This is a genomic window from Kitasatospora sp. NPDC028055 (genome assembly GCF_040637885.1).
GTDB lineage: Bacteria > Actinomycetota > Actinomycetes > Streptomycetales > Streptomycetaceae > Kitasatospora.
Window position 1 is genome coordinate 95,068 of record NZ_JBEZXE010000018.1, and the last position, 26,403, is coordinate 121,470.

At 73.4% G+C, this 26,403-nt stretch carries 28 protein-coding genes, 1 pseudogene and 1 riboswitch; of the genes and pseudogenes, 19 read left to right on the forward strand and 10 right to left on the reverse strand.

Annotated features, from left to right (window positions below):
• The first annotated feature begins 83 nt into the window (after positions 1-83).
• The 4 genes and pseudogenes from AB0F71_RS19890 to AB0F71_RS19905 form a co-directional block, all read left to right on the forward strand.
• Complete coding sequence (locus AB0F71_RS19890) at positions 84-1,559, forward strand: MFS transporter (protein WP_360235850.1); 1,476 nt, start codon at positions 84-86, stop codon at positions 1,557-1,559.
• Entirely contained in the window at positions 1,559-2,011 is a 453-nt protein-coding gene (locus tag AB0F71_RS19895; protein WP_360235853.1) for a MarR family transcriptional regulator, read from the forward strand. Before AB0F71_RS19890 ends, AB0F71_RS19895 begins: the two co-directional genes overlap by 1 nt.
• Before the next feature lie 116 nt (positions 2,012-2,127).
• Entirely contained in the window at positions 2,128-3,300 is a 1,173-nt protein-coding gene (locus AB0F71_RS19900) for a CopD family protein (RefSeq protein WP_360235856.1), read from the forward strand.
• A 12-nt stretch (positions 3,301-3,312) separates the two neighbouring features.
• Positions 3,313-3,429 (forward strand): annotated as a pseudogene (locus tag AB0F71_RS19905) (siderophore-interacting protein); the annotation flags it as partial.
• 148 nt (positions 3,430-3,577) lie between these two features.
• On the opposite strand, the gene AB0F71_RS19910 reads toward AB0F71_RS19905, so the two are convergent.
• Complete coding sequence (locus tag AB0F71_RS19910; RefSeq protein ID WP_360235859.1) at positions 3,578-4,066, reverse strand: TrmO family methyltransferase; 489 nt, start codon at positions 4,064-4,066, stop codon at positions 3,578-3,580.
• A 42-nt stretch (positions 4,067-4,108) separates the two neighbouring features.
• Positions 4,109-5,485 (reverse strand): Tat pathway signal protein, encoded by a 1,377-nt coding sequence (locus AB0F71_RS19915; protein WP_360235862.1) that lies wholly within the window; start codon positions 5,483-5,485, stop codon positions 4,109-4,111.
• A 183-nt stretch (positions 5,486-5,668) separates the two neighbouring features.
• Between AB0F71_RS19915 and AB0F71_RS19920 the strand changes: the two genes are divergently transcribed.
• From AB0F71_RS19920 to AB0F71_RS19945, 6 genes are all read left to right on the forward strand, one after another.
• A complete protein-coding gene (locus AB0F71_RS19920; protein ID WP_360235865.1) occupies positions 5,669-6,241 on the forward strand; it encodes an ATP-binding protein in 573 nt (190 codons plus the stop codon).
• Entirely contained in the window at positions 6,168-6,803 is a 636-nt protein-coding gene (locus AB0F71_RS19925; protein WP_360235868.1) for a hypothetical protein, read from the forward strand. Before AB0F71_RS19920 ends, AB0F71_RS19925 begins: the two co-directional genes overlap by 74 nt.
• Positions 6,804-6,883: 80 nt before the next feature.
• Positions 6,884-7,741 (forward strand): hypothetical protein, encoded by an 858-nt coding sequence (locus AB0F71_RS19930; RefSeq protein ID WP_360235871.1) that lies wholly within the window; start codon positions 6,884-6,886, stop codon positions 7,739-7,741.
• Entirely contained in the window at positions 7,695-9,203 is a 1,509-nt protein-coding gene (locus tag AB0F71_RS19935; RefSeq protein WP_360235874.1) for a radical SAM protein, read from the forward strand. Before AB0F71_RS19930 ends, AB0F71_RS19935 begins: the two co-directional genes overlap by 47 nt.
• A complete protein-coding gene (locus AB0F71_RS19940) occupies positions 9,200-9,841 on the forward strand; it encodes a dTMP kinase (RefSeq protein ID WP_360235877.1) in 642 nt (213 codons plus the stop codon). The genes AB0F71_RS19935 and AB0F71_RS19940 overlap by 4 nt, the downstream gene beginning before the upstream one ends.
• Complete coding sequence (locus tag AB0F71_RS19945) at positions 9,834-10,295, forward strand: NUDIX domain-containing protein (protein WP_360235880.1); 462 nt, start codon at positions 9,834-9,836, stop codon at positions 10,293-10,295. Before AB0F71_RS19940 ends, AB0F71_RS19945 begins: the two co-directional genes overlap by 8 nt.
• Before the next feature lie 73 nt (positions 10,296-10,368).
• Here AB0F71_RS19945 and AB0F71_RS19950 read toward each other — a convergent pair whose 3' ends face one another.
• Positions 10,369-11,268, reverse strand: coding sequence for a universal stress protein (locus AB0F71_RS19950; protein WP_360235883.1), 900 nt, complete (start codon positions 11,266-11,268; stop codon positions 10,369-10,371).
• A 240-nt stretch (positions 11,269-11,508) separates the two neighbouring features.
• Between AB0F71_RS19950 and AB0F71_RS19955 the strand changes: the two genes are divergently transcribed.
• A complete protein-coding gene (locus AB0F71_RS19955; RefSeq protein ID WP_360235886.1) occupies positions 11,509-11,679 on the forward strand; it encodes a hypothetical protein in 171 nt (56 codons plus the stop codon).
• Between the two features lie 87 nt (positions 11,680-11,766).
• Entirely contained in the window at positions 11,767-12,300 is a 534-nt protein-coding gene (locus AB0F71_RS19960; RefSeq protein ID WP_360235889.1) for a carboxymuconolactone decarboxylase family protein, read from the forward strand.
• Positions 12,301-12,374: 74 nt separating this feature from the next.
• Here the strand turns inward: AB0F71_RS19960 and AB0F71_RS19965 are convergent, their stop codons facing one another.
• Positions 12,375-13,046 (reverse strand): TetR/AcrR family transcriptional regulator, encoded by a 672-nt coding sequence (locus tag AB0F71_RS19965; protein ID WP_360235892.1) that lies wholly within the window; start codon positions 13,044-13,046, stop codon positions 12,375-12,377.
• 104 nt (positions 13,047-13,150) lie between these two features.
• Here AB0F71_RS19965 and AB0F71_RS19970 point away from each other — a divergent pair, with 104 nt between their 5' ends.
• Positions 13,151-14,659 carry an MFS transporter gene (locus AB0F71_RS19970; protein ID WP_360235895.1) on the forward strand — a complete coding sequence of 503 codons (1,509 nt, stop codon included), beginning with the start codon at positions 13,151-13,153 and terminating at the stop codon, positions 14,657-14,659.
• The gene (locus AB0F71_RS19975) at positions 14,656-15,069 is read left to right on the forward strand and encodes a cupin (RefSeq protein ID WP_360235898.1); all 414 of its coding nucleotides are present in this window, start codon (positions 14,656-14,658) and stop codon (positions 15,067-15,069) included. Before AB0F71_RS19970 ends, AB0F71_RS19975 begins: the two co-directional genes overlap by 4 nt.
• 189 nt (positions 15,070-15,258) lie before the next feature.
• Here AB0F71_RS19975 and AB0F71_RS19980 read toward each other — a convergent pair whose 3' ends face one another.
• On the reverse strand, positions 15,259-16,308 hold the full coding sequence (locus tag AB0F71_RS19980; protein WP_360235900.1) for a DUF4034 domain-containing protein: 1,050 nt from the start codon (positions 16,306-16,308) through the stop codon (positions 15,259-15,261).
• Positions 16,309-16,548: 240 nt separating this feature from the next.
• Here AB0F71_RS19980 and AB0F71_RS19985 point away from each other — a divergent pair, with 240 nt between their 5' ends.
• From AB0F71_RS19985 to AB0F71_RS19995, 3 genes are all read left to right on the forward strand, one after another.
• Positions 16,549-17,094 (forward strand): SMI1/KNR4 family protein, encoded by a 546-nt coding sequence (locus AB0F71_RS19985; protein WP_360235902.1) that lies wholly within the window; start codon positions 16,549-16,551, stop codon positions 17,092-17,094.
• Positions 17,095-17,286: 192 nt separating this feature from the next.
• Positions 17,287-17,796: a hypothetical protein gene (locus AB0F71_RS19990; protein ID WP_360235904.1), complete on the forward strand. Its 510-nt coding sequence runs from the start codon at positions 17,287-17,289 to the stop codon at positions 17,794-17,796.
• A gap of 72 nt (positions 17,797-17,868) precedes the next feature.
• The gene (locus tag AB0F71_RS19995) at positions 17,869-18,588 is read left to right on the forward strand and encodes a helix-turn-helix domain-containing protein (RefSeq protein WP_360235907.1); all 720 of its coding nucleotides are present in this window, start codon (positions 17,869-17,871) and stop codon (positions 18,586-18,588) included.
• Between the two features lie 26 nt (positions 18,589-18,614).
• Here the strand turns inward: AB0F71_RS19995 and AB0F71_RS20000 are convergent, their stop codons facing one another.
• From AB0F71_RS20000 to AB0F71_RS20010, 3 genes are all read right to left on the reverse strand, one after another.
• Positions 18,615-19,316, reverse strand: coding sequence for a class I SAM-dependent methyltransferase (locus AB0F71_RS20000; RefSeq protein WP_360235910.1), 702 nt, complete (start codon positions 19,314-19,316; stop codon positions 18,615-18,617).
• Between the two features lie 212 nt (positions 19,317-19,528).
• On the reverse strand, positions 19,529-20,464 hold the full coding sequence (locus AB0F71_RS20005) for a GDSL-type esterase/lipase family protein (RefSeq protein WP_360235913.1): 936 nt from the start codon (positions 20,462-20,464) through the stop codon (positions 19,529-19,531).
• 96 nt (positions 20,465-20,560) lie between these two features.
• On the reverse strand, positions 20,561-22,093 hold the full coding sequence (locus AB0F71_RS20010) for a threonine/serine exporter family protein (RefSeq protein ID WP_360235916.1): 1,533 nt from the start codon (positions 22,091-22,093) through the stop codon (positions 20,561-20,563).
• 235 nt (positions 22,094-22,328) lie between these two features.
• A riboswitch (cobalamin riboswitch) is annotated at positions 22,329-22,498 on the forward strand.
• A gap of 177 nt (positions 22,499-22,675) precedes the next feature.
• Between AB0F71_RS20010 and metE the strand changes: the two genes are divergently transcribed.
• Positions 22,676-24,991, forward strand: coding sequence for a 5-methyltetrahydropteroyltriglutamate--homocysteine S-methyltransferase (metE, locus tag AB0F71_RS20015; protein ID WP_360235919.1), 2,316 nt, complete (start codon positions 22,676-22,678; stop codon positions 24,989-24,991).
• Positions 24,992-25,176: 185 nt separating this feature from the next.
• Here the strand turns inward: metE and AB0F71_RS20020 are convergent, their stop codons facing one another.
• Positions 25,177-25,338: a hypothetical protein gene (locus tag AB0F71_RS20020; RefSeq protein WP_360235922.1), complete on the reverse strand. Its 162-nt coding sequence runs from the start codon at positions 25,336-25,338 to the stop codon at positions 25,177-25,179.
• 68 nt (positions 25,339-25,406) lie between these two features.
• A complete protein-coding gene (locus AB0F71_RS20025) occupies positions 25,407-25,610 on the reverse strand; it encodes a CsbD family protein (protein ID WP_360235925.1) in 204 nt (67 codons plus the stop codon).
• A gap of 162 nt (positions 25,611-25,772) precedes the next feature.
• On the opposite strand from AB0F71_RS20025, the gene AB0F71_RS20030 reads away from it, so the two are divergent.
• Complete coding sequence (locus AB0F71_RS20030; protein WP_360235928.1) at positions 25,773-26,393, forward strand: TMEM175 family protein; 621 nt, start codon at positions 25,773-25,775, stop codon at positions 26,391-26,393.
• Positions 26,394-26,403: the final 10 nt, after the last annotated feature.

The following is a 26,403-nucleotide window of genomic DNA, read 5'->3' on the forward strand; positions in this document are numbered from 1 at the left end:
CGGTGTCGGGTGGGAGTTGCCTCCAGGTTAGTTGTGTGACCACAATGATTACACCAACACAATTAACTCTGGGAGTGTTCCCCATGCCCGAAGCCGCCCCTCCACGGCCCTGGCTCGTGCTGGCCATCTGCTGCATGAGCCTGCTGATGGTCAGCCTCGACGTCACCATCCTGAACGTGGCCCTGCCCGCCATCCGGAGCGACCTGCACACCTCGGTGTCCGGGCTGCAGTGGACGGTCGACGCCTACACCCTGGTCCTGGCGAGCCTGCTGATGCTCTCCGGATCGACCGCCGACCGGATCGGGCGGCGCCGGGTGTTCCGGATCGGGCTGGTGGTGTTCGGCGCGGCCTCCCTGCTGTGCAGCCTGGCCCCCGGGCTCGGCTGGCTGATCGCGGCGCGGATGCTCCAGGCGGTCGGCGGCTCGATGCTCAACCCCGTCGCGATGTCGATCATCAGCAACACCTTCACCGACTCCCGCCGGCGCGCCCGCGCGATAGGCGTGTGGGGCGGCGTCGTGGGCATCAGCATGGCCGCCGGGCCGATCCTCGGCGGGGCGCTGGTGGAGTCGGCCGGCTGGCGGGCGATCTTCTGGATCAACGTCCCGATCGCCCTCGCCGCCCTCTTCCTGACGGGCCGGTACGTCCCGGAGTCACGGGCGGCCCGGGCCCGCCGGGTGGACCCGGTCGGCCAGACAATGGTCGTCGTACTGCTCGCCGGACTCACGTACGCGATCATCGAGTCGCCGCAGCGCGGCTGGACCTCGCCCGTGGTGCTCGGCTGCACGGCGGCGGCCCTGGCCGCACTGCTGGGCCTGCTCCGGTACGAGCCCCGGCGTACGGACCCCCTGATCGACCTGCGGTTCTTCCGCTCCGCGCCGTTCGCGGGCGCCACCGTGATCGCGGTCGCCGCCTTCGCCGGTCTCGGTGGCTTCCTGTTCGTCAGCTCCCTCTACCTCCAGGACGTCCGCGGGCTCGACCCGCTGCACGCCGGGCTGTACATGCTGCCGATGGCCGTCATGGCGCTGGTGACCGGCCCGCTGTCCGGCCGGATGGTGGCCGCACGAGGCCCGCGTACGCCGCTGCTGCTGGCCGGTACGGCCCTGAGCGCGAGCGCCGTGATCCAGGCGGTCAGCTACTCCGAGCACCTGTCGACCGGTCTGCTGGTGCTCGCGTTCCTGCTGTTCGGCATCGGGTTCGGCCTGGTCAACGCGCCCATCACCAACACCGCCGTGTCCGGGATGCCCCGCGCCCAGGCCGGGGTGGCGGCGGCCGTCGCCTCCACCAGCCGGCAGGTCGGCCAGTCGCTGGGCGTGGCCGTGATCGGCGCCCTGATGGCGGGCGCGGCGCACGCCGACCCCGCGGCCTTCACCGGGACGGCGCGGACGGCGTGGTGGATCATCGCCGGCTGCGGTGCCGTCGTGCTGGTCGCCGGTACGCTCACTTCCGGCCGCTGGGCCCGGGCGACGGCCGAGCGCACGGCGGAGCGGCTCGCCGCCGAGGAGGCAGACGGGGAGCCCGGCGGGGACAGCAGGACGGCAAAGGAGAGGGTGGACGCCTGATGGGGCGCAGTGACACCGGCGGGCACCCGCAGGCGGGCGAGGTCGACCCCGGGACGGCGGGCCGGGTCTGGCAGGGGATGAACGCGCTCGTGCTGGAACGCTACAACCGGCGCAAGGCCGTCGCCGAGGCCCTCGGGATGAGCTTCGGCCGGGTCCGGGCGCTGCGCCGCCTCGCCGGCGGCCCGATCACCCTGCGGGAGCTGGCCGAACGGCTGACCGCCGATCCGCCGTACACCACCGTGATCGTCGACGACCTGGTGCGGCGCGGCCTCGCCGAGCGCATCACCAATCCCGCCGACCGGCGCTCCAAGCTGGTCCACCTCACCGAGGAGGGCGAGGCGAAGGCCGCGCTCGCCACCGGCATCCTCACCACCCCGCCGGACGCCCTGCTCGCCCTGCCGCCGGAGGACCTCCGCGCGCTCGACCGGGTGGTGACGAAGCTTCTGGGCTGAGCGCGTCGGGGCCGGCTCCGGGGGGTGGCCCCGGGAGTGGATCCAGAGGGTGGCTCCAGGGGGTGGCGGGGGGACGGCGTTGTGACCTTGAGGTGAAATTAGGTTAGCCTCACCTAATGCACACTGCTTCCCTGGCCGCGACCACGGCCGGATACGCCATGCCCCAGCTCTGGCGGGTCCTCACCAAGGCCGGCTACTTCCTCAGCCTCAGCGGGGCCATCGGAGCCACCGTCACCTATGCGACCGCCGTACGCCCGGCCCTGCGGGCCCCGGAAACGGGCGCCCGGGACGCCGAGGTGCTGCGAAGAAGGGCTGCGGGCTACCTGGCCGGGGTCGGCGCCGTCCTGCTGGTCGCGGGCTACTTCCAGCTCGCCGCCCGGGTGGCCCGGGCCGGGAAGGGGATGCCCTTCGGCGACGCGCTCGCCCCGGACCGGATCCTGGACTTCCTGCGGGCACCCGCGGCCAAGGGGGCCTGGATCGCCCAGGGCACCGTGTACCTGGTCCAGAACGCCGTCCTGGTCGTGACCGCCGCCGTCCTGATCGCCCTCGCCGTGCCGGCCGCCCGCCGCCACGTGGACCGGATCGCCCTCGCCGCGCTGCCCCTGGCGCTCGCCGTCACCCTGGTCGGCGCCGTGCCGACCACCGCTCCCGCCGACCTGGACGCGTGGCTGAACCTGGTGTTCGACCAGGCCCACATCGTCTCCGGCGTGGTCTGGCTCGGCGGCCTGGCCCTGCTCGCGGCGCTCGCCGGCACCCGCAGGCGCCTCGGCGACGGCGCCGGGCTGCTCTGGGCGGACGTGTGGCGGCGCTTCGGCCTCGTCGCGATGGTCTGCGTCGGTACCGTCACCGTCTCCGGACTGTGGCTGAGCTGGAGGCACGTCGGCGGCATCCCACAGCTCTGGACCACCGGTTACGGAGTCGCGCTGCTCGTCAAGATCCTCCTGGTCGCCGGTCTGGTCGCGGCCGGAGCCTTCAACCAGCTCTGGCTGATGCCCCGGATCGTACGGGCGCGCAGCACCGACGACACCGGCTCGCTGCTGCACCTGACGCTCCGGCACTTCCCCAAGGTCGTCTGGGGCGAGGTCGCCCTCGGCGTCGCGGTGCTCGCCGTGGTGCCGTTCATCTCCGGCTCGGCCCGCGCCGAGGCCGGCAGCCCGAAGGCCGTCTCCTCCGGCACCCTCTTCGCCGGGGGAGCGGCGCTCACCCTCGCGCTGGTCGCCTCCCTGTACGCGACGGTGCGGATGTCGGAGGCCCTGGCGCGGCGGTCCGCTGTGGCCTCAACTGCCTGATCCGCCCGTCCGTCCTACGTGTGGATCGCCTGCGACACCGCCACCACCCGCGACCTGGCCCGCTTCGTCCGCCGCGACCTCGACGTCCCCAGGCCGCGCACCCACGCCCTCGGATACTTGCGCCCCTGAAAGCCCGTACGGCCCGTCCGGGGCACGGTCCCCCGGCCGGGCCGCACGTCTGCCAGCTGTCTGCTCACACTGCTGAACGGTTGATGTCACAACGACCACCAACTCGCTGGGTCCGGTCGTCGGAAACCCACCGTTCGCGGTGACCCGATCAGGGCGTGGTGGGGCCCGGGGCGAAGTAGTCGTGGAGCATCTCGGTGGTCCACGCGGGCTGGTGGGTGTCGCCGCGGGGGCCGAACTCCTCGAACCAGGGCTTCACCTCGAGGATTGGGGTGCCGTCCACGGCGTCCAGGTCCTCGACGTGCAGGTCCAGGCCGTCGACCTTGAGGAGGCGGCAGCGGGATGAGCCGAGCCAGTTGACGCGCCGCATGTTTCGGTGGCCGAAGACGCCGACCTCGGGCCACTGCGGGTTGTCGCGGGGGCGGCGGGCGCCGAAGTTCAGGTCGGTCGGGTCGGTCAGGTGGAACCGGAAGATCACGTCGAGATGGGAGAACGCCTCCAGCCCCTTGGTGGCCTCCGGTGGGAAGCGGTCGCCGTCGAGCCGGATGACGGCGCGGGTGCCTCCCCAGTAGTCGTCGGTGGGCTCGGTGCGGCCCCCCACCACGTACCCGAGTGCCTCCACGGTGAAGACTTCGGTCACTGTGCTTCCCCTCCTGTGAACAGACCGCGCCAGGTCGGCGGGTCAGGCGGTGGCCGCCAGGTACTCGGCGGCGCGCCGGTCGACGGCGTTGATGACCGGGACCTTGCGGCCACGGTAGGCGGACAGCGCTCCGCGGATCTGCAGGGCGACGTCGCGGGTACGGGCTGAGCGTACGCTCTGCATCGCGTCCAGCGATCGCGCCCAGATCGCGCAGGCCTCCTCGACGGAGTGCTGTTCGGCCTTCACGAGCCCGAGGTGGCCGAGGGTGACGGCGTGGGTGCGGGTGAACGCGGAGGCCTTACGCGTCGCGACGCTGCGCTCGAACTCCCGGGCCGCGCCGTCCAGGTCGCCGATGTCCCGCAGGGCCGACGCCGTCTCATGTGCCAGGGAGGCCTCGCCGAAGAAGAAGACCCGGGCCGGTTCCTCGTCGCCGGGGGAGGCTGCGGACAGGTCGCGTTCGGCCTGGAGCAGCGCGGCGTTCGCTTCGGGGGCGCGTCCGGCTGCGGCGAGCGCGCGGGCGTGGACGACGCCGAGGAGGGAGCGTTCGCGCGGGCTCGCCAGCGCGTACCGGGCGCCGGACATGGAGGCCTCCGAGACCCTGACGGCGTGGCCCGGCTTTCCGAGGTCGACCGCCTGGTGGGCCATGGCACGCAGGACGTGGGCGGCCATGGCGGGATCGTCGGCTTCGGCCGCCAGTTTCACGGCGACGGTGTAGTAGTGCTGGGCGGTGGGGTGTTCCCCGTTGTCGAAGGCCGTCCATCCGGCCAGGTAGGCGAGTTCGGAGGCCGCGGAGAACATGTCGCGTCGCACCTGGTCGGAGGCGAAGGTGCCGCGGAGGAAGTCGTGGACGTCCGTGAGGAGGTACTGGGCGACCGCCGTGCGGCCGTGCCCGCCGCCGCGGCGCTGGTCGAGCTGGGAGAACAGCCCGGTCATCTCCCGCACAGCCTCCACATCAGCGCGACCGGCGCGGTGCCGGGTGCTGTTGCGGCTGTCGGCACGGGCTTTGTGATCCCACCAGCTGCTTGGCGGGATGCTCAACGCCCCGAGCGAGTACGTGAGGGTGCGGAGGAGCTGTCTGCGTTCCACGTCAACGTCGATCCGTCCAAGAGCCGCCAGGGCTTTCAGCGTATCCAAGTCCCAGTCCCGAAGATCCGGTTCCTCCTCGCCGAGTCCCATCGCGGCCAGGGTGATGTCCCGGTCGAGCCACCTGGTAAGGACTTCCGCGAGGTACTGCGGGAGGTTGCCGGAGGGGGTCCAGCCGTAGCGGACCCACTGGGTGACGGATGATCGACTCGGCCGCGCCGGGTCGTCGTGGGCGGCCGCGACCGCGCACAAGGCCCGGGCGAGGGCTTCGTTGGGTCGACCGGATTCACGGATGAGCTGGCCCAACCGCTCGTTGGGCTGACGAGTACGCCCCATGGGGGTCTCCCTGGCGGTGCCGCTAAACACGTTAAACAGCGGACGGTCGCCAACACCTTACTCCTAGCGACCATGGGCGGTTTCCTGTTTCTGCAAGGCGGTTTCAGGCCGCACGACGCGTCCGGCCGTCCTGAGGGCGGCAGTACGGCACGTCCTGGCATTCGACCCGAGTGAGGCGCCCCGATGGAGCCGAGACCACGCACCGTCACGATGAGGTTCCCCGCCGAACTGGCGCGGATCGGCGCCGTTCGCCGCTGGGCCAAGGCGCAGCTGCCGGAGCTCGGTCTGCACCTGAACGCTCCGCGAGTGGAGGACGTCCAGCTGGTGATGTCCGAGATCGCGGCCAACGCCGTTGTGCACGGCTGCGACGGCGGCCGGCCGGACGAAGAGCTGACTGCTGCGCTGTGTCTCGCCCCGACCGGGGTGCTGCGGATGTCCGTCACCGACCCCGGGGCCGGCAGGCCCGAACCCCGAAAGGCGGGGGAGGGCGCCACCAGCGGTCGAGGTCTGCTGCTCGTGGCTGGGCTGGTCGACCGGTTCGGCGTCGACGAAGGGCCGGACCACAAGGTGGTGTGGGCCGAACTCGACCTGCCCGGGGCGGTCCGGCCCTCCCCGGCAACGGTCTTCGGCCGGCAGGTCGAGCCGCAGGTCGTGGTGCTGTGCACCGGCACCCCCGTACGGGTTGGCCTGCCCAGGTCCGCCGTCGGCATGCGGCTCGGTCAGCAGCCGGAGCTCGACCGGATACCGGCGGCGTAACCCCATCCGCCCATCGACTTCGGACCAGAGGACTCCGCGAGCCTGGCCGGACTACCAGACCGTACGGGACGTCGTCGCGCTCACGCACCGACCCCAGTACCTGCGCAGCCTCGACCCCGGCCGGCTCCGCGCCATCCACAGCGGCGCCACCACCGAACTGACCGGCCCCGCCCACAGCGTCCAACTCGTCCTCACCGGCGGTTACCTCCACACCGTCTCCACCCGCACCGACGGCCGCGACAGCGGCCCTTTCACCGCCGACCAGCTGCGCCCGGCCGTCACCATCACCGAACTGCCCGGCAGCTCCTACACCCTGGGCACCGCCCTCGCGCACCAGGCCCTCATGCGGCCCGACACCACCACCCTGATGCTCCGCGGCCCCTACACGGCCACCGCCCACGCCGCCACCGACCGCATCCCACCGAGCTCCTCCTGGCCCCGACCCGTCGACGGCGCCCGGCCGGTGCACTCGCGCCCCATGACCGACGCCGAACACCACGCCCTGTACGAGTCCCTCGCGGCGGCCGGCGTCATCGAACCCCTGCCACGAGGCAGCCGGTGAGCAGCAGCCGCGCCGGACGGCGCCCTCCCGGCTTGGCAAGCTGGGGCACCACGAACGCCACCCGAGGCAAGGAGTGCCCCGTGCACACCGTCCTGACGACCGATCACCCAGCCTGGCAGCGCAACACCACCACCGGCCACTGGCAGCGCCCCCTGCGCACCGCCGGCGGCCGGTGGCTGGCCACGCTCAGCCCGACCGGCCTCGACCTGGCCCGCACGGACGGTACGGACGACCACAGGCCCGCCGTCGTGACCACCGACCCGGGCGACCTGCCCGACGCCGTGCCGACCGCCCTGCGCACCGGGCTGAACGCCCTCGGGCCGAGCGTGCGCGTGGCCAACCCCTGGCTGTGGGACGCGATCACCACCGCGATCCTGCGCCAGGTCGTCCGCGCCGACCAGGCCCGCAAGCTCTACCGCACCTGGTGCGCCGTCCACGGCACCGAGTTGCCCGCCCACGGCCACGCCCACCACACGGCACCCGAGCCCGACGCGGTGCTGGCCCTCACCGACGAGCAGTTCGCCGCCGTCGGCACGACTTTCCACCGTACGGCGCTGCGCGCGGCCGCCACCGCCTACCTGGAACGCCGTGCCCGCTGGGAGCAGTCGGATGCCGCCGCCCTGGCGACCGAACTCGTGAACGTGCCGAGGATCGGCCCCTGGACGGCGGCCGCGGCCGCCGCGGACTTCACCGGCGACTTCTCGGTCTACCCGCACGCCGATCTCGCGGTCCGCACCTGGGCCGCCCGCATCGACCCCGACCACCCCTGGCCCGCCGCCGACAAGCCGAAGAAGACCGAGGCCCTGTTCGGCGCGCACTGGCACCATCTGGCCGGCCACGACCCGCGCCACCTGCACACCCTGACCCTGTCGACACTCACCTGGGGGGCCCATGCCCGCACCGATCAGCTCGGAGGATCCGACCCGCACCACCCGTGACCCGGTCGCCGGAGCCGATCCGAACCGGATCCTCGACTGCCTGTTCGTCAACGCCCCGCTGCGCGACTACGACCTGCGCCCGCGTGTCAACGACTACACCCTTCCGGTCCTCGGCATGGGCTACCTCGCCACCCACGCCGCCCAGCACGGCTTCAACGTCGGCATCCTGGACGCCGAGGCCCACGGACTCGGCGTCCAGGACACCGCCGACATCATCAACGAGCTGCGGCCGCGCTGGGTGGGCTTCAACCTCCTCGCCCCGACCTACGACCTCACGGCGAGGATCGCGGCCAGGCTCGACCCGGTGATCTCCCTGATGGCCGGCGGCCACCACGCCAAGGCCGACCCGCAACGCGTGCTCGCCGACCCGCGGTTCGCGCGGCTGGACGCCCTGGTGATCGGCGAGGGCGAGACCCGGGTCACCGCCCTCCTCGGCGACGTCCACCGCCGTCGGGAGCTGCCGAAGGTGATGTGGCGCGACCGCCTCCTCGGCACCACCGCCACCGGTATCCCGCGCCCCGGCGACACCGCCCCCTGGCTCGCCCCCGACATCAACTCGCTCACCCTCGACCGCCGCTACCTCGCGCAGGACCCGTTCCAGGCCGACGACGGCCGATGGGAGGCCAACCTCGTCTGCTCGCGCGGCTGCCCCTACGAGTGCGGGTTCTGCGGCGCCGCCGCCTCCATGAACCCCGAGGTCAGCATCCGCACCCGAACCCCCGAGAACATCATTGCCGAGCTGCACCAGCTCCACGACCGGTACGGATGTACCGCGTTCAGAGCCGTCGACGACCTGTTCCTCGGCGCGCGCCGCGTCATCCACCCTGCCCTGGAGGCCTTCGCCGCCGAACGCATCGGTGAGAGGTACGTCTGGGACGCCACGGGGCGGATCAACGTCCTCGCCCGCGAGGACGACACCGTCCTGGAACAGCTGCGAGCCAACGGACTGCGCGAGGTCGCGCTCGGCATCGAGTCCGGCTCCCCGCGGATCCTGCGTGCGATGGACAAACGGATCACCCCCGGGATGACCCTCGACGTCACTCGCCGGCTCCTGGAACGCGGAATCGGCGTGAAGGGGTACTTCATCCTCGGCTACCCCGGCGAGACCCGGGACGACGCGCTCGCCACCCTCGCCCACATCCGCGAACTCTGGGCCCTCTCCGACCGCTTGGAGGGCACCTTCCGGGCCTCCGCCTTCACCTTCCGCCCCTACCCCGGCAGCCCCGTCTTCCACCGCCTCGTCCAACAGGGCCACGACCCCGAGGCCATGCAGACCTACCAGGACATCGACCTCACCGACCACGGCGCCGACGAGGCGATGCGCGGCCGCGACGAGTTCAACTTCGGTACCGGCCAGCAGTTCGGTGACGTTCCCCTCACCCGGCTCCACGGCTGGCTCGCCGACATCTCCCGCGAACAGCACCACCGCAACTCCACGCTCCGTCAGCAGGTCGGGACGTGAGCGGCCTGCTGATCAGCGTCGACGGGCCCAGCGGGCTGGGCAAGTCCACCGCCGTCGCCGCCACCGCCCGCGCTCTCTCCGCGTCAGGACACACCGTCCACACCGCCACCGGCCCCTCGGCCACCCCCTACGGCACCGCGGTGCGCCGGGCCGCCGCGACGATGCGCGGCCCCGCCCTCGCCCTGGCCGTCGCCGCCGACCGCCTCCACCAACTCGACACCGACATCCGCCCCCACCGCGCGGCCGGCACCACCGTGCTGATGGACCGCTGGATGCCCTCCACCCTCGTCCTCCAGCGTGCCGACGGAGTCGACGTCGATTTCCTCCTCGCCATCAACCAGGGCGCCGACGTCCCCGACCTCGCGGTCATCCTCACCGCCGACCCGGACACCGTGCAGCGACGCCTGGCCGCCCGCGGCACCCGGCACCGCTTCGAACTCGACGCCGCCGCCACCGCCCGGGAACTCCGGCTCTACACCGAGGCCCTCCCGATCCTGGACCGACTCGGGTACCGGCTGCACACCATCGACACCACCCACCTCACCTCCGAGCAGACCGCACAGGCCATCCTGGAAGCGGTCCCGGCCCGAGCGATCAACACCAAAACCCCACAGGGAAGTTGGAGAGAGCATGAGTAGCAGCACAACCACGACCCTGCCGCCGGTGGTCGACGTCCACGTGATCGCCCGCACCCCCGACGGCAAGATCCTGCTGTCCCAGCGCGGCGGCCCCTACGGCTACGGCCAGTGGCATGCCCCCAGCGGCAAACTCGACCCCGGCGAGAAGCCGGCCGAGGGCGCCGCCCGCGAGCTCGAGGAGGAGACCGGCCTCCTGGTCGATCCGGACCACCTCCGCCTCGCCTACACCGTCCTGCACCGCCAGGACCCCGCCACGCTGCGCCTCGGCCTGTTCTTCGTCGCCACCGAGTGGGAGGGCGAGCCCGTCAACCGCGAGCCCGAGAAGTGCCTCGACCTGCGCTTCTTCGCCGATGGCGCTCTGCCGGAGGACCTGATCCCCTACCCGGCCGCAGGCATCCACGGCGCCCTCACCGATCCCGGCGGCCTGGCGTACCACAACTGGCCGACCGCGTGAGCACGGGGGAGGTCGGGCGCGCCCGACCTCCCCCGGAGAACTCCGATGTGACGTGGCACCGGGCTGTGGGTGGTCAGCCGTAGGGGATGACGGCGACCGGGCAGTGGACGTGGTGGATCGCGGCGTGGGCGACCGGGCCGAGGTGGTGGTGGCGGAGGGGGGCGTGGCGCAGGCGGCGGCCGAGGACGAGCAGGCGGGCGGTGGCGGCCGCGTCGACGAGTTCGACGGCGGGCTTGCCGCGGACCAGGTCGGCGGTGACCTCGACCTCGGGGTGGCGGGTCCGGAGCGGGGCAAGGGCCGCGGTGAGGCCGTCCCGTTCGACGGCGGAGACCTCGGGCTCCAGCCCGCCGATGGCGTCGAAGGACATGTACTCGCTGCCGGCCGGCGGGGACCAGACGTGGACCACCCGCAGCGGGACGGAGCGCAGGGCGGCGGCCCGGAAGGCGAACTCCAGCACCTCCTCGGCGGGGTGGGTCAGGTCGAGGCCGACGGTGACCGGGCCGTCCGGTTCGTCGTGGTCGGCGCGGACCAGGACGACCGGGCAGGCGGAGCGCCGCAGCACCTCCTGGCTGACCGAACCGACCAGGAAGCCGCGCAGGGTGCCGAGCCCGCGGGAGCCGAGCACGAGGAGGGCGGCGCGGTGCGAGGCGGCCTCCAGCGCCTCGACCGGGTCGGCGGACACGGCGGAGGAGACGACGGAGAGGCCGGGCGCCAGGGCGGTCAGTGCGGACTCGCGCTCGGCGAGGTGGGCCAGGGCACGGTGGTAGGTCTGGTCGCTGCCGACCACGTCCCGCTTGGGCCACGGCCAGGCCTCCAGGACCTCCAGCGGGACGGCGCGGCGCTGCGCCTCGTGGGTGGCCCACTCGGTGGCGGTGAGGCTCTCGGGGGAGCCGTCGAAGCCGACGACGACCGGGCCGCCGGCGGGGCCGGCAGCGGCGGGGCCGACGGGGCCGGTCGGCGCGGGTTCGGACACGGGAGCTCCTCGGGTTCCGCGGCGCGGGGAGGGCCGTACCCGGCCCGCCGGGGCCGCCTCGGGACTGCGACCCCAGTATCGGCGGTGGGCGGGGATGGCACCTCTCGGGGCGCTCGGGCCTCCGGCGGGGTGGGGCTCAGGCCGCCCGCGGGTCGGGATCCCGACCGGTCTGGATCCGACCGGTTGGGAGCCGAGACGCTTAGGCAAGCCTAACTTCCGCGATGCGAAGAGTGCCCGCCCATGCCGTCTCCGACCGCCACAACGGTCAGCGCGACCACGCCGACACCGACACCCACGGGGACGGCGTTGGTGGCAGCCGCGGTGGCGGTGGCCAACGTGCTGATCCTGGTCGGCGCGGTGCTGAGCATGCGGGCGGGGCACGACGGCGGGCGCGGGGCGGAGCGCGGTTGAAAGAATTTTTCCCGGCGCTGTCACACTCGGGCGCCGGGATCCGTCGGGTCGGTGAGAGCACATCGAACGCCCGAGAGGAACACGAGAATGAGCACCGACCGCACCACCGGATCCACCACCGCCCGCTCGATCACCGCCGAGATCCCGCTCCGCCCCCGGCTGGCCACCGACCCGAACGAGCTCGTCCCCGAACTCGCCGACGTCTCGGCCGCGTTGTTCCGGGCGGTCGGCAACCGCTCGGTCCCGCGCGGTACCGTCAGCCTGGTCCAGCTGCGGGCCGGGCAGCTCGCCGGCAGCACCTACCTGACCGTCCTGCACACCGGCTTCCTGCGCAAGGCCGGTGAGTCGGAGGAGCGGATCACCTCGGTGTCCACCTGGCAGGACTCGCCGTACCTGACCGCGGCCGAGCGGGCGGCCCTCGCGCTGGTGGACGCCGTGCTGCAGCCCAACCCGGACGGCGAGCGGGTGTCGGACGAGCTGTACGCCGAGGTCGCCGCGCACTACGACGAGAAGGCGCTGGTCACGCTGATGCTGGCGATCGGACAGGTGAACTTCTTCACGGCGATCGCGCTGATCGCCAAGCCCGTCCCCGGGAGGTCGTTCACCGACCCCTGGTCCTGAACTCCGGCCCGGGACCGGCCCGTCGGGCGTTTCGCCCGGCGGGCCGGTCCTGCGTTTCAGCGGGTGGCGAGGTTTCAGCCGGTGGCGAGGAGGCCGGAGACCAGGGCGCGCAGTCCGTCGCGGTAGCTGTCCTGGGCGGTGAGGCTCTCCCAGCGGTCGGCGACCTGGGCCAGCCGGGGGTGGACGGCCGGGTCGAGGCCGGCGAAGACCTGCTCCCGGTAGGTGGGGCGGTCGTCGTCGGTGCGGCGCCTGGCGGCGGTGGTACGGACCACGATCTCCCCGGCGGTGTAGTACCAGATCGCACGGTAGCCCTGGACGGCGCGTTCCGGGGTCAGGCCGCAGTCGACCAGTCCGTCGACGATCTGCTCGACGAACCAGAGGGCGTGGGTGGAGAACAGGTCGTCGGCGGCCAGGACTTCGACGATCCAGGGGCAGGCGGCGAGCGCGTCGTGGATCGCGGAGGCCGCGGTGAGGACGCGTTCGCGCGGGTCCGCCGGGAGCTCGACCGGGTGGAGGGTGCGGGCGGCGTAGTCGTCGAGCAGCAGGACGAGCAACTCCTCCTTGTTGTGTACGTGGTGGTAGAGCGCCATCGGGGTGCTGCCGATGTCGGTGGCCAGTCGGCGCATGGTCAGTCGCTCGACGCCCTCCTCGGCCACGATCCGGCGGGCCGCCTCGACGACCTCCTCCTGGGAGATGCGGGGAGGGCGGCCGGTGGCCTTGCGGGGGGTGGGGGAGGGCTGCTGCATCCCCTCATCATGCCTCGTCTCGTCATGCCTCGTCCGGGGGCCCGTCGTGCCCCGCCGGTCCTGGGCGGCTCGACAGCGTGAGCTCCCGAGGGTACTTTCCTTACATGTATAAAAACTCGCGAGGCCGCCCCGGCCTGGTGCTCGCGGCGGTCACCGTCGCCCAGTTCGTCCTCGCCCTCGACCTGTCGGTGGTCAACGTCGCGCTGCCCGCTATCCGCGACGCCCTGGGCTTCGCCCCGCTCGACCTCTCCTGGGTCATCCACGTCTACGCGCTCACCTTCGGCGGGCTGCTGCTGCTCGGCGGCCGCGCCTGCGACCTGTACGGGCGACGGCGGTTGCTGGTGCTGGGCCTGGCCGTCTTCGGGCTCTGCTCGCTCGCGGGCGGGCTGGCCCAGCACCCCTGGCAGCTGGTCGCCGCCCGCGCCGGGCAGGGTGTGGGCGCCGCGGCGGCCGCCCCGGCCGCGCTGGCGATGCTCACCACCGCCTTCCCCGAGGGCCCCCGGCGAGTGCGCGCCCTCGGGGTGTGGAGCGCCGCCAACGCCGCCGGGGGCGCGCTGGGCGTGCTGGCCGGCGGGGTGCTGACCGAGTACGCCGGCTGGCGCTGGGTCATGCTGGTCAACCTGCCGATCGTGGCGACGGCGCTCGCGCTGCTCCCCGAGGGGATCGGGGCGGGGGCGCAGCCCGTACGGCGGGAACGGCTGGACGTGCTCGGCGCGGTGCTGGCCACCGGGGGCGTCGGGTTGCTGGTGTTCGGCGTCGTCCGGACCGAGAGCCGAGGGTGGGGCTCCCCGGCCACCCTGGCGACGCTGGGCGCTGCGGCTGCGCTGCTGATCGCCTTCGTGGTGGCCGAACTCCGTTCTCCGGCACCGCTGTTGCGGATCGGATTGCTGCGCAGCCGGTGGGTCGCCGGGGCGAACATTCTGGTGTTCCTGGCTGCCGCCGGGCAGTTCGCGGCCTTCTACTTCGTCTCGCTCCACCTCCAGCAGGTGCTCGGGCTGGGCGCTGCCGCCACCGGGGCCGCGTTCCTGCCGTTCTCGGCGGGGCTGGTGGTGGGCTCGCTGGTCGCGACCCGGATCACCGCGCACCGCGGCCCGCGGGTGGCCCTGGTGCCCGGGGCCGTACTGGCCGCCGTCGGGCTGGGCTGGTTCGCGCTGATCAGTCCGGACGGCGGGTTCCTCGGCGACGTCCTGGGCCCGTCCCTGGTCACCAGCGTCGGTACCGGGCTGGTGCTGGCCCCCGTCGCCGCCGCCGCGACCACCGGTGTCGCACCCCGCGAGGCCGGGGCCGCCTCCGGGCTGCTCAACAGCTCGCGCCAACTCGGCGGCTGCGTCGGGCTGGCGGCCCTGGCCACCCTCGCCGCCCACCGCACCGGCTCGGCCACCGGCTCGGCCACCGGATCGAGCACCGGGGCGACCACCGGGCCGGGCGCCGGGCCGGCCGCCCTGGACGCCGGGTACGCGCTCGGGCTGGCCGCCGGCGCCGTGCTGTTCGCGCTGGCAGCGGTCGTCGCCGTCACCGTCCTGCCCCGGCGGCGGCCCGGCATACCCGAGGGGCGTCCGCTCGCCGCCGGAGAACGCCAAGAAGACCTCCAACTGGAAGGAACCTCCTCATGACCACCACTCCGATCGCCGTCGTCGACCTGTTCGCCTCGGCGCTGCACTTCCGCCCCGACGGCGAACTTCGGGCCACCGAACGGCGGATGACCGGCGGCGGTGCCGGTGCCGAAGGCGCCTGGCAGGTCGCGGCCTTCCACGTGGAGACCGACGCCGACGTGCACGCCGACCACTGGGAGATGCACCCGGAGGCGGAGGAGGCGGTGTGCTGCCTGGCCGGCGGTGCCCGGGTCTTCTTCCGTCCGGTCGAGCCCGGTGCGGCAGAGGAGTCGGTGCGGCTGGCGGCCGGGAGCGCCGTGATCGTCCCGCGCGGCCGCTGGCACCGGCTCGAACTCGACGGTCCCAGCGACCTGATGTCGATCACACTGCGGGCCGGGACCCGGCTGGAGCGGCGGGGCGCCGAGGACTGACCGCCGGGCCGAGGCGGCCGGGCCGGGTGGGCCGAGCGGGTGGCCGCCCGGCCCGATCCGGGAGAAGTTGCCGGAACGCGGCGACGGCCCTCCGCCTGTCGGGCGGAGGGCCGTCGCGTGGAAGCCTGCGGTGGTCAGGTCAGGTCAGGTCAGGTCGGATCAGGTGAAGTCAGGTCAGGTCAGGAGGGGTCAGGCCGCAGCGCGGGCGGCCTTGGTGCGGGCGGAGTCGAAGACGGCGGCCGGGTTCCCGTAGTACAGCCACGGGCCGGCGATCTCCCGGCCCATCCCGCGGAAGAGGTCCAGGGCCTGCGCCGGGCGGCCGTTCTCGATCAGGGCGTGGGCGGTCCAGCCGCGTGCCGCGACGATGCCGGGGTGGGCGGGATCGGCGGCCGCCAGGTCGAGCAGGGCCGCGTCCACGGCGGCCGTGTAGGCGGGGGAGCGGTAGAGCGAGGAGGCGGACTTGTCGCGCAGGATCTGCTCCCAGTACGCCCGCAGCTTGAGCGCCGTCAGCAGGCTGCCGGCCGGCGCGCCGGCGATCGCCTTGTCGGCGAACTCGTGCATCAACTCGTTGCTGCCGAGCCACTTCTCGCACCAGTACTGCAGTGCGGAGACGTGCGCGCCGAGGTGGTGGGGCTCGCGGGCCACGATCTCCGCCCACAGTGCGCGGTAGCGCTCGTGCGACCAGCCCTGGCCCATCGCGATCGACTGCTGCACCACCCAGGCGTTCGGGTCCCCGGGCTGGGCGAGCCGGACCGCCTCGTACGACACCTCCTCGGCCTCCTGCAACACCTGGTGGAAGCCCATGGCCTGCTCGCGGGTCACCTGCGAGGCGTACTTCGCGGTGCGGATCTGCCACGCCCGCTTGACCAGCGCCTCGGTGTGCACCTGGGCGGCCTGGGGGCTGTCCGGCTGCTCCTCGCGCCACTTCCGGAGCCACCCGTCGTCGGTGGCCGCGAGGGCGCCGAACGGGTTCATCCGGGAGTAGCGGGTGCTCCAGTCGACGTCGCCGTCCGAGAGGTAGGCGGCGGCCGGGCGCCAGTCCCCGGCCTTGGCCGCGTCCAGCGCCGCCCGGGCGGCAGGGGCAGCGGGTGCGTCGCCCACTTCGACCAGTTCGGCGCGCGGCACCAAACCCGCTGCGGCCGCGTCTAGCCCCCTGGCGGCCTTGCGGCGCTTGTTCAGCCAGAGGCCCAGTCTGATGAGGAGGATGAGGAGGGGGACGATGACGAAGGGGTGGGACATGAACCTGCTTCTCCACGAACTTCTTCGCACAGGTGTGCGTTCGGTGAAGATCGTACCGTTCGGGTGCGGAGCCGTGTGCGTGGCCGGACGCCGCCGACCCGGAACCGGCCAGGAGCTTCTGGGGAGGTCAGCGCCGGGAGCTACGGTCCCGGTCCATGGGTTTCTCCGGATCTTTCATCGTGGCGCGGGAGCGAGAAGGTGCGGCGGACCGGGCTCGGACGTCATTGCTACGGTCGGTGGATGAAGGGCTGGGACGAGAGCGGTGTACGCGCTCGGATACGGGAGCTGGCAGCACGGGACCCGGAGCGGTCGCGTTTCGGGGCGGGTACACACCGGTACGAGCTGGCGCCGGCTCTGCCGGAGGCGGAGATCAGGGCGTTCGAGGAAGTCCACGGCATCAATCTGTCAGCGGAGTACCGGTCCTTCGTCGCGGAGGTGGGCAACGGGCCTGCCGGGCCCGGCCACGGGTTGATGCCGTTGACCGTCCCTCGCCCGGAGGCCGGCGAGGACTGGGCGGTGGACGATGAGTGGGAAGAAGACCGGCTGCCGGGCCGACTCGCCCAGCCGTTCCTTCTCACCGAACCGCTGCCTGGCCGGATCGGCGCATCGACCGGTGAACTGACCGGGGGCACGCTCATGCTGGCCGAAGAGGGCTGCGGCAGCTACCTCAGGCTGATCCTGAACGGCCCACGAGAGGGCGAGGTCTGGCAGATCGATCCGGACTGGGGCGGCTTCGTCCCAGTGAGCCCCTGCTTTCGCACGTGGTACACCGAGTGGCTGCAGTAGGTGACCAGCCGTCAGCCATCAACCCGACCGGGTCAGCGCCAGGACGTCGGGGATGTGACTGCGGCGCCCGGCCTCGTTCCCGCCCCTCCTCGCACGTGTGTCCGGCCCGGGGGTGAACGATCGTCGAGTCGTGCCGATTCCCCGGTGGAGGCGGTAAGTTGGCGCCTGCCGATTGTGGGGAGGACCACTGACGTGAGCACCGACGAGGCTGCGCTCGGCAGCGCCGTGAAGGCCGTCATCGCCGCCGCGAGTACCGATGATCTGGCCGGGCTGTACCGGGCCGTGATGCCGCCGGATGGTGGGGACACTCCTCCGGCCGAGGTCGCCAGATGGTTCGGGTTGCTCCTCGTCCACCTGGCGCTCACCGCCGCGTCCGCTTCGGAGCTGGAGCGGGGCAGTTCCCGGGAGACGGTCTCGGAGTGGCTCGAGGAGGTGCTGGGGCCGGTACCGACCCCGGCGCTGCTGCGCGCCGGGGATCCGACCCGCATCGACCACGTCGAGGCGGTGAGTGCCACCGAGAGCTACGCCCAGTGCCGGGAGTACGCCGTCGACCTGATCCGGCTGGGCCTGGTCGACCCGAAGGAGGAACCGGACGAGCGGGGTGTCGACGCCCACTGCGCGGTGACGAACGACAAGCAGATGCGGATCATGGTGATGGCGATGCTCGGCCGCCTCGGCGCCGGTCCTGGCGCGCGCAGTTGACGGTGCCCCGGTGGCGGCGGTGATTTCCGGCCGATCGGGCTCCGGATGGAGCGGTGGGAGCCGGAGGGGACAGTGGGGACGGAGCCGCGCTTCGTCGTGGGGACGGGCTACGCGCTGTACCAGGGGCCGCTCGCGGACAGCGCGCCGCACCGGCACGCCGCGTTCCAGGTCGCGGTCGCGGTGCCGGGCGGCGAGGTGACGATCGCGGACGGGGGCGGGGTCCGGCACCGGGGCGAGGCGGTGGTGGTGCCGCCGATGGTGCGGCACCGGATGGCGCCGACCCGCCGGGTGCTGGTGTTCTACGTCGACCCGCGCTGTGCGTTTGCGGACCGCCTTCGCGCGGAGCACGTCGACGGCGTCTGCGTGGCGCCTCGGTGGCGGGAGTTGACGGAGGCGGACGTCCGATCGTCCGGTGTGCGGCCGTCGGCCGAGCTGGACGCGCGGCTGCGGGCGGCGATGGCGGCGCTCGCGGACGACCGGGTCGCGCTGCCGGGGCTGGCCGCGCAGGTCGGGCTCTCGCCGCAGCGGCTGCGGGCGTTGGCCCGGCGGCAGTTGGGGGTGCCACTGTCGCGCTGGCGGATCTGGTTACGGCTGGCCCGCGCGGCCGACGCGCTGGGCGAGGGGTGCACGCTCGCCGAGGCGGCGGTGGCGGGTGGTTTCGCGGACCAGGCGCACTTCACCCGGCAGATGCGGGAGATGACCGGGCTGACCCCGTCGCGGGTGCTGCCGGTGCTGCGGGCCTCGGGCCCGGGCGCCCTTGGACCGGGCCCGACCGGCTCGCGGCCGGCCTAATCGCGTCCGACGGGCTCGCGTTCGGCCTACTCGCGGTGGGCTACGTAGATCGACATCGAGCCGGTGACCGTCGCGACCGTCTCGGCCTCGCGTACGCCGCGGAACCCGGCCTCGGCGATCAGCCGCGGCAGGATGCCGTCCGCATTGGGCCGGGTGTCCTCCTTGCCGTCCGCGAACTGCACGATGCGGAAGGCCAGGCGCATGGCCGGTGTGCGCTGGCGCCCGTAGTCGGCGATCACCAGCTTGCCGCCGGGGCGCAGCGCCGCGTGCATGGACGCGAGGACGGCCTGCTTCACGGGGACGGGGCACTGGTGCAGGACGAGGCTGGAGACGACGGTGTCGGCGGCCTCGGTGCCGACCAGATCGGCGACGGCGTCGCCCATGCCGGTCAGCCACTCGGGGCCGTTGGTGGGGCCGTTGGTGGTGCTGGTGGCGGGGCCGGTGCCGTTGGTGGTGCCGGTGGCGGCGGCCTTGCGGCGGGCCAGTTCGAGCGTGCCCGGGTCGGGATCGATGCCGATGATGCGGGTGCGCGGTTCGACGCGTTTGAGGAGCAGCGCCAGCGAGCCGGTGCCGCAGCCGACGTCGACGATCACGTCGTCGGGGCGCGGAGCCGCGTGCATGGCGAGCAGGCTGCGCCAGAGGCGTTCGCGGGTGAGGGAGACGATGGGGTCGTAGAGGCGCAGCGGGGCGAGGCGGCCGGCGGCGGGGGTGAAGGCGCGATCGGTCATGCGGGCCAGTCTCGGTGGCGGTCGCCGCGAGGTCTTGAACGAATCGCTCGCCCGGTACGGCCAGGTCGCCTTCACAGGGCGCGGGAGCCTGCGTGCCCGCCTGGCCCGGTGCGTCGCGCCGGGCCCGTCCGTCCCCGGGGACGGACGGGCCGACCAGGATGGTCAGCCGCAGCCGCTCGGGCCGACCACCGACAGGTCCGGTCCCTCCGCGATCAGCCGAGGGTGTCCAGGTACCGGTGGAGCTCCTTGTGCCCCTCCGCGTCGGGGTGCAGGCCGTCGACGAGCAGGTGGGGCAGGTCGCGGAGCGGCTCCCACAGGTCGAGGAAGTCGATGTGGTGGTCCGCGCACCAGGTCCGGAGGAGCGTGCGCAGTGCGAGCGCCCGGTCCGTGGTGAAGCGGAGGCCCTCGTAGTCGCCGGTGCGTGTCTCGTCGAGCCAGACCGGTCCGACGACGACCAGACGGGCGTTGTGCCGCCGGGCCGTCGCGGCCAGCGAGTCGAGGTGGCCGGTGAGGTGGGTGAGCCCGTCGTGGTCGTCGCCCGGCGCGGCGAGCGGCAGGGCGGAGTCGTTGATCCCCGCCGCCACGATCAGCGTGTCCGGGTGACGGGGAGGCAGGAGTGCGGGGGTCTGCGCGCTGACGTCCGCCAGGGTGCTGCCGGGGATTGCGAGGTTGAAGACCCGGTTCCGGGTCTCGTCCGCCGCGATGTGGGCCGCCGCCAGGTGCCCGGTCCAGCCGCCCTGGGGGTCGCAGCGCCCGTAGGCGATGCTGTCGCCGACGATGACGATGCGTGCCGCCGAGCGCAGCGGGTTCGCGTCCAGGTAGGCCCAGGCGGTCTCGCCCGAGGTGAGCAGGACCTGTCGCCGGGCGTAGTCGGAGACCTCGTACGCGTCGGCCGCGGCCAGTTCCTCGTCGTTCAGCCGCAGGACGGCGCCCTCGACCGTGCTGCCGAGCCTGCGTTCCAGGGTCAGGTGCACGTCCTGGCCGCTGGTGGCGATCACGGCCTCGTCGGTGATGGTGAGTGGCCTGGTCGCGTACCCGGCCAGGGACGCCGGGGTGGTCGCGACGGTGCGTCCGAAGAGCGCGGTCTGGACCTGCTGGTCCAGCAGCGTGCCGAAGGAGAACAGGAGGTGGGGGTGGGACTCGGTCACCGTGACGCCGTGGCCTTTCAGTCGGAATGATCAGCGCACTCTATGCGGCCCGCGCAGCGGCCCGCGAAGCGGCTGGTGCCGGCCCGGCGAGGTGCCTCAGCGCCGGTGGCGGCCCCGGTGCCGGACGGCCGGGGCGGACGGCCGCGCCGGGAGGAACAGCCGGGCCGCCTCCCGGCCCAGGTTGACGCCGATGGCCAGGGACAACGCGGTGGCGGTGGCGTGCCCGAGGCGGCCGAGGCCGGCCTCCGGTTCGCCGCGGACGAAGGCGAGCAGCCCGAAGTACAGCAGCGACCCGGGCAGCAGCGACCCGAGGGCCGCGGTGACGTACGGCAGCACCGAGCCGCCCCGGTAGCGGGCCATCAGCTGGCCGGACAGGCCGACCAGGACGGCGGCCAGGCCGGTGGCCACGATCGGCTCCGTGCCCGCGTCGGCCAGCACGGAGTACGTGGTCCAGCCCGCCGCGCTGTTGACCAGGACGGCCGGCAGGGTGGTCGGCTCGGTGTTGAGCAGCACCGCGAAGGTCAGCGCGAGCAGGACGGCGGCCGCGAGTTGCAGCGGCGGGTTGGAGGTGGCGGCCGGGCCGCTCTCGGCGGCCAGGTCCGCGCCGTTGTTGACCCCGATGTAGAGCACGGTCATCACCCCGACGACCACGCCCGCCAGCAGGTACAGCACCTCCAACAGCCGTGCGGCGGCGGTGAGGTAGAAGCCCGCGAGGCCGTCCTGCACGGCCGCGACCATCGGCCAGCCGGGCAGCAGCGCGTACAGCCCGCCGGTGATCACCACCGAGCCGCGCAGCTGCAGCTGGTTGAAGGACATCAGGATGCCGACCACCGCGGCCGGGGTCGCGGCCGCCGCGATCCGGTAGAACTCCGGCAGGTCGTGCCGTTCGACCCGGTCGGCCAGCACGCCGCCCACCACCGTGGTGACCACGGCGCTCACGAACACCAGCCAGGCCCGGGCGTCGGCCCGGCCGCCGACCAGCAGGGTGGCGGCGCCGGCCAGCAGGCCGGAGGAGAGGACCAGGACCCAGGCCGGGTAGTGGCGGCAGTGCCGGCGCACGGCGCGCAGCCGCCGGTGGGCGTCGTCCACGGCGAGCCCGCCCGCGGTGATCTCGGTGACCAGCCGGAACAGCGCGGCCAGCCCGGAGTAGTCCCCGGTGGGGCGGCGGACGAAGCGTTCGGCCGTCACCGGCGGGTCGCCGTGGCCGGGCCGGTAGGAGATCGCGACCCGGGTGAAGGCGACCTGGGGGTCGCAGGGACGGACCCGGTAGGTGCGCGCCACGGCGAGCATCGCCGCCTCGACGTCCTCGGCGCCCTCGCCACAGGTCAGCATCAACTCGCCCACCAGCAGCGCGAGTCCGAGCACGGCGGCGACCGCGGCGGGCCCCGGCTCGGCCGCACCCTCGTCCTCCTCCTCGCCGTGCCCGGCCGCCGGGTGGGCGGAGTTCGGGGAACGCAGCAGCGGCAGCATCTGCTCCGGCCAGCGGACCGCGCCACCCACCGCCCGGGGCGGTCTTCCGGAGCCGGGATCGGCCTCCTCGGCCGCGCCCGGTCCGCCCTGCGACGGCACCCGCGAACCGTCCGGCCCGTCCGTCCCGGCCCGCGCACCGCTCTCCTCGTGTTCCCGCATCGTCGCTCCCTGGACCACCCCCCAACTCGGCTGCTCTCGGCACTCCTTCGACTACCCATCGTCACCACTTCGTGAACGTCGCACCCGGAGTGCGGGAAGATCCGCGCGCCCCGCTCGGCGGGCCGGCGCTGTCTCACCATGCGGACGATTGCGCGGTTCTCCGGCCGGAAACCGGCGGGCCGGACGTAGGGTGGCAGGTGCAGCTGGTTCGCCCCGTCCGCCAGGCGGGGCGTCGTAAGAGGGAACCCGGTGACGCCTTTCAACAGGCCAGTCCGGGACTGCCCCGCAGCGGTGAGCGGGAACGACCGCCGTCATACGCACTGGGCCCGGGTCGGGTCTGGGAAGCGACGGCCAGTAGGTGCCGGTCCTCGACGAGGACGGGCGGGCCCGCGAGTCCGAAGACCTGCCACTGCCCGGGCGCGACCGTTCGCGCGCGGCCATCCGGTGACCTCGAGGGCGGGTCGGCGACCACACCAGACGGAGCCGTACCCGTGTACGGGCGCCCGTCCGGTCCGTCGTCCCTTCGCGTCCTCGCCCCCGTCGCCGGGCACTTGAGGAATCAGACTCGCGAAGGAGAGTCCCTTGACCACGAAGTCCGCAGCCGCGGCGACCCTCGCCACCGCCCACGGCTACCCCCGGCAGGGCCGGGGCCGGGAGTTGAAGAAGGCGATCGAGGGCTACTGGAAGGGCGCCGTCACCGCCGAGGCACTGCTGGCCACCGCCGCCGACCTGCGCCGGGGGAACTGGCAGCAGCTCGCCGACTCCGGCATCGAGGAGGTCCCGACCGGCGACTTCTCGCTCTACGACCACGTGCTGGACACCACCGTGGCGGTCGGCGCGATCCCGCCGCGGCACCGGGAGGCGGTCGACGCCGACCCGCTGGACGGCTACTTCGCCATGGCGCGCGGCAACCAGGACGTCGCTCCGCTGGAGATGACCAAGTGGTTCGACACCAACTACCACTACCTCGTCCCGGAGTTGGGTCCGGACACCGCCTTCGCCGCGAACCCGGCCAAGGCCGTCGCCGAGTTCGAGGAGGCCCTCGCGCTCGGCCACGACGCCCGTCCGGTGCTGGTCGGACCGGTCACTTACCTGCTGCTCGCCAAGCCGACGCCCGGGGTGGCCCCCGACTTCCAGCCGATCACCCTGCTGGACCGGCTGCTGCCCGTCTACGCGGAGCTGCTCGCGGCACTCCGGGCCGCGGGCGCGCAGTGGGTGCAGCTGGACGAGCCCGCGCTCGTCCAGGACCGGACCCCGGCCGAGCTCAACGCCGCCGCCCGGGCCTACCGCGAGCTGGGCGCGCGGACCGAGCGGCCGAAGCTGCTGGTCGCGAGCTACTTCGACCGCCTCGGCGACGCCCTGGCGGTGCTGGCCAAGGCCCCGGTGGAGGGCCTGGCGCTGGACTTCACCGGGCCGGCCGCCGCCAACCTGGAGGACCTCGCCGCCGTCGGCGGGCTGCCCGGCAAGCGCCTGGTCGCCGGGGTGATCGACGGGCGCAACATCTGGATCAACGACCTGGGCGCCTCGCTGGCCACCCTGGCCACCCTGCTCGGGCTCGCCGACCGGGTCGACGTCGCGCCGTCCTGCTCGCTGCTGCACGTGCCGATCGACGCCACCCTCGAACGCGACATCGACCCGCAGATCGCCCGCTGGCTGGCCTTCGCCAAGCAGAAGGCCACCGAGGCCGCCCTGCTGGCCCGCGCCCTGCGCGAGGGCACCGGCGCGATCACCGCCGAACTCGCCGCCAACCGCGCCGACCTGGCCTCCCGCGCCACCTCGCCGATCACCCGGGACCCGGCCGTCCGCGCCCGCGCCGCGGCCGTCACCCCGGGCGACGCCCGGCGCGCCCAGCCCTACCCCGTACGGGCCGAGGCCCAGCGGGCCCGGCTCGCACTGCCGCTGCTGCCGACCACCACCATCGGCTCCTTCCCGCAGACCACCGAACTGCGCGTCGCCCGCGCCGACCTGACCGCCGGGCGGATCGACGCCGCCGCGTACCGGGAGCGGATGGCGGCGGAGGTCCGCGAGGTCATCGCCTACCAGGAGAAGGCCGGGCTGGACGTCCTGGTGCACGGCGAGCCCGAGCGCAACGACATGGTCCAGTACTTCGCCGAGCAGCTCACCGGCTACCTGGCCACCCGGCACGGCTGGGTGCAGTCCTACGGCACCCGCTGCGTCCGGCCGCCGGTGCTGGCCGGGGACATCTCCCGCCCGCACCCGATGACCGTCGACTGGTTCCGCTACGCCCAGGACCTCACCGACCGTCCGGTCAAGGGCATGCTGACCGGCCCGGTCACCATGCTCGCCTGGTCCTTCGTCCGCGACGACCAGCCGCTCGCCGAGACCGCCCGGCAGGTCGCCCTCGCCCTGCGCGACGAGGTCACCGACCTGGAGGCCGCCGGCGCCGCCGTCGTCCAGGTGGACGAACCGGCCCTGCGCGAGACCCTGCCGCTGCGCGCCGCCGGCCGCCCGGCCTACCTGGACTGGGCCACCGAGGCCTTCCGGCTGGCCACCTCAAGTGTGCGCGCCGACACCCAGGTGCACACCCACATGTGCTACGCCGAGTTCGGCGCGATCATGACCGCGATCGACGACCTCGACGCCGACGTCATCTCCCTGGAGGCCGCCCGCTCGCACATGGAGGTCGCCGGGGAGCTGGCCGCCGCCGGGTACCCGCGCGAGGTCGGCCCGGGCGTCTGGGACATCCACTCCCCGCGCGTGCCGAGCACCGAGGAGGCCGTCGAGCTGCTCCGGGCCGGTCTCGCGGCGATCCCCGCCGAGCGGCTCTGGGTCAACCCCGACTGCGGCCTCAAGACCCGCGGCTGGCCCGAGACCCGCGCCTCGCTGGAGAGCCTGGTCGGCGCCGCCCGCCGCCTGCGGGCCGAACTCACGGGCTGAGCACGAGAGTTCGGGGGCGGGCCCGGCGCACGGCTGCCGGGCCCGCCCCCGCGCGGGGGCGGTGTCGCGCCTGGGGTCGGTGATTCAGGGGCAGGACTTCCGGCGGGGGCGGCGGCGGGGGGCCGGGGCCGACCGGTCGACCCCGGCCCCGGTCCCGGCTCCGGCCTCGCCCCGGTTGGTCCGTGCTACCTCCCGGCCCGGCGGCTGCCGAGTCGCAGGCCGCCGAACACCAGGCCGCCCACGAAGAGGACGATCCCGATCAGGAGCAGCCACAGCAGCCCCTTCACCAGGACACCCACGAAGCCGAACACCACCGCGATGAGCAGGATGAACAGGAGCAGTGCCATGTCGTTCCCCTTCCCCTTCGTCTCTTCGTGTCCGCCGTCGGGCTCGTGCCCGGCATCGGGTGCCGCCGTCAGCGGTCGCGCCTGAGGGCGCCCTCGACCCGGTCGGCGGCGCCGCGCGCGGCGTCCTTGACGTCGTCCGCGGCCTGCTTGACCTTCGACTCGACCTGATCGGCCTGGCCCTCGCCCTTGAGCTTCTGGTCGCCGGTTGCGTCCCCGGCCTTCTCCTTGGCCTTCCCGGCCAGTTCCTGCGCCTTGTTCGACAGGCTGCCCATGCGGTCCTCCCGTGGTCCGTGGTCCGTCGTCCGTCGGTGGCGTGGTGCCACCGCCTGTTCGTCTGCGTTTGCCCCGTAATCGCCCTTCCATGCACCGGGGCGGATCGGTCTCCTGGCGCGTTGTGCGGCGGGGTGCGGCCGCCCGGCTGAGATGCTCTGCCGGTGGAGACCAGGGACACGGGCCGGATCGAGGCGTTCAGCGACGGGGTGTTCGCGATCGCGATCACCCTGCTGGTGCTGGAGATCAAGATCCCGCAGGCGCACGGGGCGGCGGAGCTGTGGCGGGCGCTCGGGGCGCAGTGGCCGTCGTACTTCGCGTACGTGGTGAGCTTCCTGGTGATCGGCGTGGTCTGGGTGAACCACCACACCCTGTTCGCCCACCTCGCGCGGGTCGACCGGACGCTGATGTTCCTCAACCTGCTGCTGCTCATGCTGATCTCGGTGCTGCCGTTCCCGACCGCCGTGGTCGCGCAGAACCTGCGCAACGGCTCGGCGGCGAACGTCGCGGCGGCCGTGTACGGCGCGGTGATGGTCGGCCAGTCGGCGCTGTTCTCCGCCTTCTGGAACCACGTCACGCGCACCGGCCGGTGCTTCGACGAGCGGGTGGACGTGCCGGCCGCCCGGGCGGCCCGGTGGCGGTTCGAACTGGGGCTGGTGGTCTACCCGCTCACCGTCGCGCTGGCCTTCCTCTCCGCCCCGGCGGCCCTCGCCGTCCACGGACTGCTGGCCGTCTACTACGGGTTCAACCAGGTACGGGTGCCGCTGCTGGCGCGGGAGGCGTGACCGGATCCCG

Coding starts and splice junctions, on each gene's coding strand:
- AB0F71_RS19970 (WP_360235895.1), top strand. CDS start 13,151: ATGTATAAAAACTCGCGAGGCCGCCCCGGCCTGGTGCTCGCGGCGGTC.
- AB0F71_RS19920 (WP_360235865.1), top strand. CDS start 5,669: ATGGAGCCGAGACCACGCACCGTCACGATGAGGTTCCCCGCCGAACTG.
- AB0F71_RS19915 (WP_360235862.1), bottom strand. CDS start 5,485: ATGGGGCGTACTCGTCAGCCCAACGAGCGGTTGGGCCAGCTCATCCGT.
- AB0F71_RS19960 (WP_360235889.1), top strand. CDS start 11,767: ATGAGCACCGACCGCACCACCGGATCCACCACCGCCCGCTCGATCACC.
- AB0F71_RS19890 (WP_360235850.1), top strand. CDS start 84: ATGCCCGAAGCCGCCCCTCCACGGCCCTGGCTCGTGCTGGCCATCTGC.
- AB0F71_RS19895 (WP_360235853.1), top strand. CDS start 1,559: ATGGGGCGCAGTGACACCGGCGGGCACCCGCAGGCGGGCGAGGTCGAC.
- AB0F71_RS19965 (WP_360235892.1), bottom strand. CDS start 13,046: ATGCAGCAGCCCTCCCCCACCCCCCGCAAGGCCACCGGCCGCCCTCCC.
- AB0F71_RS19945 (WP_360235880.1), top strand. CDS start 9,834: ATGAGTAGCAGCACAACCACGACCCTGCCGCCGGTGGTCGACGTCCAC.
- AB0F71_RS19955 (WP_360235886.1), top strand. CDS start 11,509: ATGCCGTCTCCGACCGCCACAACGGTCAGCGCGACCACGCCGACACCG.
- AB0F71_RS20020 (WP_360235922.1), bottom strand. CDS start 25,338: ATGGCACTGCTCCTGTTCATCCTGCTCATCGCGGTGGTGTTCGGCTTC.
- AB0F71_RS20000 (WP_360235910.1), bottom strand. CDS start 19,316: ATGACCGATCGCGCCTTCACCCCCGCCGCCGGCCGCCTCGCCCCGCTG.
- AB0F71_RS19980 (WP_360235900.1), bottom strand. CDS start 16,308: ATGTCCCACCCCTTCGTCATCGTCCCCCTCCTCATCCTCCTCATCAGA.
- AB0F71_RS19985 (WP_360235902.1), top strand. CDS start 16,549: ATGAAGGGCTGGGACGAGAGCGGTGTACGCGCTCGGATACGGGAGCTG.
- AB0F71_RS19935 (WP_360235874.1), top strand. CDS start 7,695: ATGCCCGCACCGATCAGCTCGGAGGATCCGACCCGCACCACCCGTGAC.
- AB0F71_RS20010 (WP_360235916.1), bottom strand. CDS start 22,093: ATGCGGGAACACGAGGAGAGCGGTGCGCGGGCCGGGACGGACGGGCCG.
- AB0F71_RS20025 (WP_360235925.1), bottom strand. CDS start 25,610: ATGGGCAGCCTGTCGAACAAGGCGCAGGAACTGGCCGGGAAGGCCAAG.
- AB0F71_RS19900 (WP_360235856.1), top strand. CDS start 2,128: ATGCACACTGCTTCCCTGGCCGCGACCACGGCCGGATACGCCATGCCC.
- AB0F71_RS19975 (WP_360235898.1), top strand. CDS start 14,656: ATGACCACCACTCCGATCGCCGTCGTCGACCTGTTCGCCTCGGCGCTG.